The sequence below is a fragment of the Sphingobium quisquiliarum P25 genome (assembly GCF_000445065.1).
In the GTDB taxonomy this organism is placed as follows: domain Bacteria; phylum Pseudomonadota; class Alphaproteobacteria; order Sphingomonadales; family Sphingomonadaceae; genus Sphingobium; species Sphingobium quisquiliarum.
This window is the reverse complement of record NZ_ATHO01000010.1, coordinates 1-8,519: the sequence shown is the minus strand read 5'-3', so window position 1 is coordinate 8,519 and position 8,519 is coordinate 1. Positions and strand designations below refer to the sequence as shown.

Here is an 8,519-nt window from a genome sequence, read left to right as displayed (position 1 = left end):
TGGCGGGCGTCGCCTGCGTCATGATCGCGGGACATACGGTGCGCACGGCGGTGCGCACCCATGACGTCTATCGCCATGGCGAGGGTTATGCGTCGCTGAGCTGGCGGCATTCGCCCGCCATCGCCGCCGTCGCCGCGCTGCCCAGGGACGCCGTGCTCTACAGCAATGGCGCGGATGCGATCGGTTATCTGCTGCGCCGCCCGGCGCGCTACATCCCCATGGTCTTCGAACTGCGCACGGGCCGCGACGAGCCTGCCTTTCCCTATGCGGCGCAGCTTGCCCGGGCGCGCGCCGATCTGATGCGAGGAGATGCCTATGTCGTGTTCCTGAACAAGGTCGATTGGCGCTTCTACATGCCGCCAGAGCATGAGTTGGCCGACCGGTTGAAGCTGATCCGCGTGGCGCGTCTGAGCGACGGCGTCATCTATCGGGGCGCACCGCAGAAGAACGCGAGTGAAACGCAATGAGGTGGGGTAGAAACATGAACAGCAAAGCGGCGACAGCCGGAACGATTCCTTCGCAACCAGGGCGTCTGCGTGACTATATCGCCATCGCCCGCCTCGATCACATGACGAAGCATATCTTCATCGTGCCGGGCATCATCCTGGCGCATCTGCTGCGCGATCCGGCGACGGAGACGAAGGCGCTGACGGTGCTGATCGGCCTTTTGAGCGCCATCGCCATCGCATCGGCCAACTATGTCATGAACGAATGGCTGGACCGCGATTTCGACGCATTCCACCCGTTGAAATCGGCGCGGACCGCCGTCCACCGCAGCCTGTCGCCGCCCATCGTCTATACCGAATATCTGCTGCTGGTGATCGTGGGGCTTTGGCTGGCGACGCATCTGGGCGCGCTGTTCACATGGACGGCGGCCGCCTTCGTCCTGTCGGGCCTGATCTACAATGTCCCGCCGGTGCGGACCAAGGATCGCGTCTATCTGGACGTGCTGAGCGAAAGCATCAACAACCCCATCCGCCTGATGCTGGGCTGGACGATGGTCGAACCGTTCAGCCGCGCGCCCATGACGTTGATGCTGGCATACTGGATGGGCGGCGCGTTCCTGATGGCGGCGAAGCGGCTGGCCGAATATCGCGACATAACGGCCGATGGCGGCGCCGACCTGCTGGCCCGCTACCGCCGGTCGTTCGGCCGCTATACCGCCGAGACCCTGTCGGTATCCTGCCTGCTCTACGCCATGCTGTCGGCATTCTTCCTGGCGGTGTTCTTCATCCGTTACCGGGAGGAATATATTTTCGCCCTGCCGTTCATCGCCATCCTGTTCGCCAGCTATTTCTGGCTGGCGATGCGCAGCGGGTCGGTGGCCTCGCGCCCCGAACGGCTGTTCCGGTCGCGCCGCCTGATGACGGCGGCCCTGGTCGTGGTGATGACGCTCGCCGCGCTGTCGCTGGTCGACCTTCCCTTCCTGCGCGACCTGTCCGCGCCCGGTTCGGTCTATGCACGGCAATGAGTGCGGCGATCGCCTGGGACGCATTCGACCTGATCGTCTTCGACATGGATGGGACGCTCTATGACCAGCGCAGCCTGCGGTGGCGGATGGCAAGGCTGCTGATGGGGGACGCGATCCGCACCCGCAGCCTTGCGGCGGTGCGCACCCTGTCGGCCTACCGCCGCCAGCGCGAAACGATGGGGAGCGGGATGACAGTGGACTTCGTATCGGAGCAATACAGGCTGGCGGGCCGCTGCCCCGACGCCGTGCGCGCCACCGTGGCGGAGTGGATGGAGCGGCGGCCGCTGCCCCTGCTGCGCCGCCACCGCACGCCGGGGGTGGATGGGCTGTTCGCGAAGCTGGGCAGGCGGCGGGCGGTCGCGGTCTTTTCGGATTACAAGGCGGAGGACAAGCTGGCGGCGCTGGGCCTGTCGGCGCATTTGACCGTCGCGGCGGAGGATGTGGGCCGGTTGAAGCCGGACCCGGCGGGGCTGCTGTGGCTGATGGCGCAGGCGAACACGACGGCGGAACGGACCATGATGATCGGCGACCGGGACGATCGCGACGGCGAAGCGGCGCGCCGGGCAGGCGTGCGGGTGCTGATCCGGGGCCGCGATTTCCGCGACTTCAACGATCCGCTGTTCCAGCATGCCTGCTGATTTCGCCGCCACCGTGCGGGCGCTTGCCGAAACGGTCGCCTTGCGCGAGCAGGGCGCCAGCGGCCGGTCCGAAGCGGCGAGCCGTTTCGTGCTGGACAGCTTCGCCGGGATGCCCGCCTATCTGCGGCCGCCCCTGCGCGCGGCGACCCTGTTGTTCGATGCCTGGCCGATCGTCCGGCGGCGGCGGCCCTTTCACCGGCTGCCACCGGCGGAAAGGCTGCGGCAGATGGAAAGCTGGGAAGCATCGCCCATCGGTGCCGCGCGGATGCTGATGACCTTTTACATCAGCCTTTCGCTGTTTGGCCTGTGGCCGGACGAGGACCCGCATGGCTGACCGGCTGCGCACGCATGTCGCCGTCATCGGCTCCGGGCCGGGCGGCGCGGTTACGGCCGCCTTGTGCGCAGAGGCTGGCTATGAAACCTTGCTGGTGGAGGAGGGGGACGACCTGCCGCTCGACGCCTGCGCGCATTTTTCCGGCGACGAGATACTGCGGAAATACCGTAATGCTGGCATCGGCATGGCCTTTGGCAAGCCTTCCATCAGCTATGTCGAGGGATGTTGCGTCGGCGGCGGGAGCGAGGTCAATCGCGGCCTTTATCACCGCACGCCGCCCTATGTGCTGGAGCAATGGGCAAAGGCCTACCGGGTGGAACAGCTATCGCCGGACCTGCTGGCCCCGCATTTCGCCGCCTGCGAGGGGACGGCCCGCATCGCGTTCCTGCCGGGCAGCGCGCCGCCCTTGTCGCAACGGCTGGGCGACGGGGCGGGGGAGCTGGGGTGGGAAACGATCCAGGCGCCGCGCCTCTATGATTATGAAAGCGGACGGAAGCAGTCGATGAGCGCGACCTTCATCCCCCGGTTCCGCAGGGCGGGCGGGCAGGTGATGGCGAATATGCGCGCGCTGCGCATCCGCCGGAATGGCAAGCAGTGGCATGCCGCCACGCTGCATCAGGGGCGCGAGGTGACGATCGAGGCGGACGCGCTTTTCATCGCCTGCGGCGCGGTGCAGACGCCCGCGCTGCTGCGGCGTTCGGGTTTCCGGCATAATGTCGGCAACAGCCTGCGCTTTCATCCCATGCTGAAGGCGGTGGCTCTGTTCGACAGGCCGGTCAATCGGCCCGGCGATCCCGATCCCGTGCACCAGATCAAGATGTTCGAGCCGCGCTTCGGCATCGGCTGTTCGATCAGTTCGCCCGCCCTGCTCGCGCTCGCGCTGGCGGGGAGCCCGCAGATGCGGCGGCGGATCGCGGCGGATGCGGCGCGCATGGGCATCTATTATGTGCAGAACGGCACCGGCCATGCGCGGGTGCGCGGCCTGCCGCTGGCGCGCGATCCGCTGGTGTCGGTGCGGCACGAGGGCGGCGATCTGGACGATCTGTATGACGGCCTGAAGCACCTGATGCGCGCCCTGTTCGCCGCCGGGGCGGAGGCGGTGCAGCCATGCCTGCCGGGCTTTCCCATGCTTCATTCGGTGGATGAACTCGCGTCCCTGCCCGGCCGCCTGCCGCGCAGGTCGGCCATGCTGACGTCGGTGCATGTCTTCGCGTCCTGCCCGATGGGGGAGGACCGGCGGTTGAGCGCCACGGACAGCTGGGGGCGGGTGCATGATGGCGACGGGCTGCGCATCGCCGACGCATCGCTGATGTGCGGGCCGACCATCGCCAATCCGCAGGGGTCGGTGATGGCGATTGCCCATCGCAACGCGCTGCACGCAATTGAAAGGCGGTTTGCTTGAAGACGCATCTTGTTACCGGCGGGTCGGGCTTCATCGGCGCGCGGCTGGCGCAGCGGCTGCATGAAGGGGGCGACAGGGTGCGCGTGCTTGATCGGGTGCGCGACCCCGCCTTGTTCGCCGGGATCGGCTTTCATCAGGGCGACATTTGCGACCGGCAGGCCGTCGCCGAAGCGATGCGGGGCGTCGATGTGGTGCACCACCATGCCGCGCTGGTGGCGCAATCCGGGGCGGGTCGGGACTATCGGCGGGTCAATGTCGAAGGGGCCCGCCTGGTCGCGGAAGAAGCAGTGCGGGCGGGGGCGAGCGCCTTCGTCCATGTCAGCAGCACAGCCGTCTACGGCCTGCCTCCCCAGGGGCCGATTACCGATGAGACGGTGCCACGGCCGTTCGAAAGCTATGGCCGGTCGAAGCTGGCCGGGGAGCGGATCGTGACGGAGATCTGCGGCGCGGCGGGCCTGCCGCTCTACATCGTCCGCCCGCGCGCGACATTGGGCGCGGGGCGGCTGGGCATCTACCAGATCCTGTTCCACTGGATCGCGGAGGGGCGGCGGCTCTACATCATCGGCGACGGGAGCAATCACATCCAGTTCATCCATGTCGATGACCTGATAGAGGCCATATTGCTGCTCCTTTCGGTCGGGCGGACGGGGAGCTACAATGTGGGGACTGACAGGTTCGGGACTTTGCGCGGCGATCTTGAAGGGCTGATCGCGCATGCGGGAAGCCGGTCGCGCGTCACCGGCCTGCCGGCCGCTCCGGCCATGGCCGTGCTGGGGGCGCTGCGGTTGACGGGATTGTCGCCGCTGGTTCCCTGGCAATATCGCACCTATCACCGGGACTGCTATTTCGATGTCGCGCCCCTGAAGGCGCTGGGCTGGCGGCCGCGCCACGGCAATAGCGACATGCTGGCGGACAGCTATGACTGGTTCCGGGCGCATCGGGGGCGGGACGAGAGCGCTTCGCCCCACCGCTCCGGCATCCGGCAGCGCGCGATCGGTTTAGTGCGCCGCCTGTCGTGACCGGCTGAACGGCAGCCAGCCGATCGCGAACAGGGCCGTAGGCGCCCACAGCATCAGATGGGCGAGCAACAGCACGGCCGCCGCGAAGTCAGGCGCGACGCCGACCCGCGCGAACATTTCCAGTCCGAACAGTTCGAACGTGCCGAAATGCCCCGGAAGCCCCGGAAACAGCGTGCCAAGCGTGCTGGTCACGAACGCCGCCATGGGCGCGGCCCATGCCTCCGCCGCGCCGCCAAGGCTGATCCACGCGCCCAGCAGCACCGCCGCCTCCAGCAGCCAGGCCGCAAGCGAGAGGCCGGTCACGCTCACCGCCAGCCCAGGCGAGCGGAGGATGCGGAACGTATCGAGCGCGGACACCAGCCCCCTGATCCACGCCCACCGCATTGTGCGCGAGCGCCGGGCCCACCGCCCGGCGGCGGCCGTGAGCATCGGCGTGGCGATGCAGCCGCCCGCGAGCAGGGCGAGGTAGAAAAGCCAGTGGCCGTCCAGATGCCAGCCCGCCACCGCGACCGCGAGCAGAAGCAGCGTCGCGAGGTCGAGGAAGCGTTCGACCATCATCGCGCCCAGCACCCCGCTCGCGGGCAGCGCCATCTGCCGCTGGAACCAGAGCAGGCGGAAGACGTCGCCCGCGCGCAACGGCAGCAGGTCGCTGATCCCGAAGCTGGCGACGAACGGGCCGGGCACGCGGCGGAACGGCAGGCGGCGGCCGGAAACCGATTCCAGCACTATCCAGAAGCGCACGGCCCGGAGCAGAAAATCCACCGCATAGGCGAGCAGGGCGATGACGAGAGGCGCAACCCAGACTTGCCTGGCGATGGCGATCACGCCGCCAAGGTCAATCTGGCGCAGGAACAGGGCGAGGAACAGAAGCCCGATTATGGAGTGCAGGGCATAGCGGAACGCCAGACGGCGCGCTATCCGCCTGCCCCGGTCGAACCATGCAAAACAATGGGAACTCGCCCGATTGCGCCAGGACGGGTTGAAAAGCATGGCGCGACGATAGAGCAAAATGGCCGGGCCGTCCGAAGGGCGAAGGGCTTACCCATTATGCGCCGCGCGGCCGCCCCAGCGCTGGTCTGCTCAATCGTCGCAATATTCCCAGCGGCCCGCATTACATGCGGCCACGGCGCGCCGCCAGGCGGCCATTTTCTGCGCATAGTCGGCCTGCGCGCTTTCATAGGCGTCGCGGTCCCGGCGCGGCACGCGATAGGTCACGCCGTTGCGCGCATCGCGTTGGCGGACATAGGCGAGCTGCCGCTGGTTCATCTGCTTGATGGCGGCGCGGTCGCGGGCGCGTGCCGCCGCGCTGCGCATCGAGGGATCTTGCGGATCGTCCGCAAGCGCCGCCGCGGGCATGAGGGCGGCCAGGATCGCGGCCGCGCATGCCAGCGGACTGAACTTCATGAACATCGCTTCTTCCCCCGCCCTTTGCACCCACTCTTTGCCCGGCCAGCGGGACAGCGCAATCGATTTGCGATGAGCGGCAGCGCTAATCACATCCTCCTGCCGCGTGATCCATCGGGCAAAGCCGCCCATTCAGCGTTCCTGCCCCATCCCCAAGGAACCAAAGCGGCCGCGATCCACTCTTGCCGTGCCAGACGGAAGCGGCGGACCGACCTGAACGCCGGAAGTGACCAGATTTGGAGAGTTCATATGAGCACGACGATAGAGCATGTCTTCCCCACGCGCCGCGACGCCGAACTGGCGATCGAGCGGCTGGTGCAGGAACATGGCTTTGAACGCACCGACATCTTCGTCACGCCCGTGGGCCAGGAAAACAGCGTCGGCCAGGCGGTGAACGGAGGCGATGCCGCCGCGCCGCTGGAAGAAGACAGGACGGACGCGCCGATCGACACGGCGATCACGGTGTCGATCGACCTCAACAATGAGGAACGCGCCTCGATCGTCCATTCCGTATTCAATGAGCTGGAGGAACGTTAGGGCGCGATCGGCTTAGGGGCTCTTTTCCCGTCGCCCCGGTCCGATGCTTTGGCAACCTCAGAGAAGAAGCGTCACGCCGGATCAGGTCCGGGGTGACGATCTCACATGCGCGTGCCAAGCCTGAAGCGGCGCAAGAATTAGCTCAGATCACGTCCTTGGCGCGCAATTCGGCTATGGCTGCGTCGTCATAGCCGATGGCGCTCAGCACTTCCTGCGTATGTTCGCCGATCAGGGGCGGGGCCGTGCGGATGGTGGCGGGCGTTCTGGACATATGGGCGAGCGGGCTGGCGATCAGGTCGACCGATCCGCTTTCCGCCCAGGGGTGCGGCGTCGCCGCGCGCAGCTTGCGATGCTGGACCTGCGGTTCGTCCCAGACTTCGGCCAGATCGTTGTAGCGCGCGGCGGGGATGCCGGCATCGTCGAACATGGCCTGCAACTGTGCCGTGGTGAAGGCGCGGCTCCATTCATTGATGATGTCCATCAACTCGGCGCGATTCAGCTTGGCGCGCTTCATGTTGGAGTTGAACCGTTCGTCTTCGTAAAGCTCCGGCTGCTCCATCAGCACGGTCAGGCGCCGCCAATGCTCGTCGCCGCCCGCGCTCAGATACATGATGCCGTCGCTGCATGAGATGACGTCGGCCGGGCCGCCGCCATTGCCGCCATTGCCGAAACGGGGCGGAGCGACGCCGCCGATCAGATAATCCTGCATGATGTGGCTGACCATCGCCACCGAACTGTCGAGCAGGGCGATGTCGATGAACTGCCCTTCGCCCGTCCGTTCCCGGTGCATGAGAGCGCCCAGCACGGCGAGCGCGGCATTATGGCCGGTGATGAAGTCGACAAGGCTCGGCCCCGCCTTCAACGGCCCCGCGCCGGGCTGGCCATCGGGAATGCCGGTGACCGCCATCATGCCGCCAATCGCCTGGAACAGCCCGTCATATCCCGCCCGCGCCGCCATCGGCCCGGTCTGGCCAAAGCCAGTGACCGAACAGTAGATGAGGCGCGGATTAATGTCCTTGAGGCTTTCATAATCCAGGCCGAAGCGCTTGAGGTCGCCGACCTTGTAATTTTCGATGAGGACGTCCGCCGTCTTCACAAGCTCGCGGATGATCGCCTGCCCTTCGGGCTTGGAATGATTGACGGTGATCGACCGTTTGTTGCGGTTGGACGCGGTGAAGAAGCTGGACTGGCGCGTGTCGAGGCCATCCTTGCCCGGAACCCATGCAAGGCCATAGCCGCGCCCGTCGTCGCCAACCTTCGGCCGTTCGACCTTGATGACGTCAGCGCCAAGGTCGCCCAATATCTGCGCGCCGATGGGGCCAGCGAACACACGGCTCATGTCGATAACGCGGATGCCGTCCAGGGCCGACTTGCTGTTTGTCATGCTTCCTTGCCAATCATGCAATTTCCACCGCACCAGCCCCGCAAAAAGGTGAAGGGCTGATCACTTTCCCGGCGAAGCTCTACTGCGGAAATCGCGTCCGTCAACCTTGCTGGGGCGCATGGCTTGCGGACAATCCGGTCCCTGAACCAGTAGAGATGAGGCAAAATGCCGTGTGGGCTGTTATCATGGCGGCCGCATGACCCATCACGCACCCTTCGCGCATTTCGCGCCCCCGATCCGTCCCGCGACGCCGCTGCGGCAGGCGATCACCGCCGCTTACCGCCGCGACGAGGCGGAAGCGCTGGCGCCGCTGATCGACGCCGCCACCTT

Annotated in this window: 11 protein-coding genes; 8 read left to right on the top strand and 3 right to left on the bottom strand. The window is 66.6% G+C overall.

Annotated elements, in window-relative coordinates; all coding sequences use genetic code 11:
• The 6 genes from L288_RS0121110 to L288_RS23940 all read left to right on the top strand — a co-directional run.
• On the top strand, positions 1–467 hold a 467-nt coding region (locus L288_RS0121110), incomplete at its 5' end, for a hypothetical protein (protein WP_236612989.1).
• A 14-nt stretch (positions 468–481) separates the two neighbouring features.
• Entirely contained in the window at positions 482–1,471 is a 990-nt protein-coding gene (locus L288_RS23955; RefSeq protein ID WP_021236654.1) for a UbiA family prenyltransferase, read from the top strand.
• Positions 1,468–2,109 (top strand): HAD family hydrolase, encoded by a 642-nt coding sequence (locus L288_RS23950; RefSeq protein ID WP_021236653.1) that lies wholly within the window; start codon positions 1,468–1,470, stop codon positions 2,107–2,109. Before L288_RS23955 ends, L288_RS23950 begins: the two co-directional genes overlap by 4 nt.
• Positions 2,099–2,443, top strand: coding sequence for a hypothetical protein (locus L288_RS41865; protein WP_021236652.1), 345 nt, complete (start codon positions 2,099–2,101; stop codon positions 2,441–2,443). Before L288_RS23950 ends, L288_RS41865 begins: the two co-directional genes overlap by 11 nt.
• Positions 2,436–3,845, top strand: coding sequence for a GMC family oxidoreductase N-terminal domain-containing protein (locus L288_RS23945; protein ID WP_021236651.1), 1,410 nt, complete (start codon positions 2,436–2,438; stop codon positions 3,843–3,845). Before L288_RS41865 ends, L288_RS23945 begins: the two co-directional genes overlap by 8 nt.
• Positions 3,842–4,864: an NAD-dependent epimerase/dehydratase family protein gene (locus L288_RS23940; protein ID WP_021236650.1), complete on the top strand. Its 1,023-nt coding sequence runs from the start codon at positions 3,842–3,844 to the stop codon at positions 4,862–4,864. Before L288_RS23945 ends, L288_RS23940 begins: the two co-directional genes overlap by 4 nt.
• Here L288_RS23940 and L288_RS23935 read toward each other — a convergent pair.
• Positions 4,844–5,872 (bottom strand): lysylphosphatidylglycerol synthase transmembrane domain-containing protein, encoded by a 1,029-nt coding sequence (locus tag L288_RS23935; protein ID WP_031303775.1) that lies wholly within the window; start codon positions 5,870–5,872, stop codon positions 4,844–4,846. The two genes, L288_RS23940 and L288_RS23935, sit on opposite strands and share 21 nt — an antisense overlap.
• Before the next feature lie 72 nt (positions 5,873–5,944).
• Positions 5,945–6,400: a hypothetical protein gene (locus L288_RS0121100; protein WP_021236648.1), complete on the bottom strand. Its 456-nt coding sequence runs from the start codon at positions 6,398–6,400 to the stop codon at positions 5,945–5,947.
• Between the two features lie 117 nt (positions 6,401–6,517).
• Between L288_RS0121100 and L288_RS23930 the strand changes: the two genes are divergently transcribed.
• Entirely contained in the window at positions 6,518–6,805 is a 288-nt protein-coding gene (locus L288_RS23930) for a hypothetical protein (RefSeq protein WP_021236647.1), read from the top strand.
• Positions 6,806–6,947: 142 nt separating this feature from the next.
• On the opposite strand, the gene L288_RS23925 is transcribed toward L288_RS23930, so the two are convergent.
• A complete protein-coding gene (locus tag L288_RS23925; RefSeq protein ID WP_021236646.1) occupies positions 6,948–8,189 on the bottom strand; it encodes a CaiB/BaiF CoA transferase family protein in 1,242 nt (413 codons plus the stop codon).
• A 196-nt stretch (positions 8,190–8,385) separates the two neighbouring features.
• Here L288_RS23925 and L288_RS44220 point away from each other — a divergent pair.
• The coding region (locus L288_RS44220) for a hypothetical protein (RefSeq protein WP_408020350.1) at positions 8,386–8,519 on the top strand (134 nt) is incomplete at its 3' end.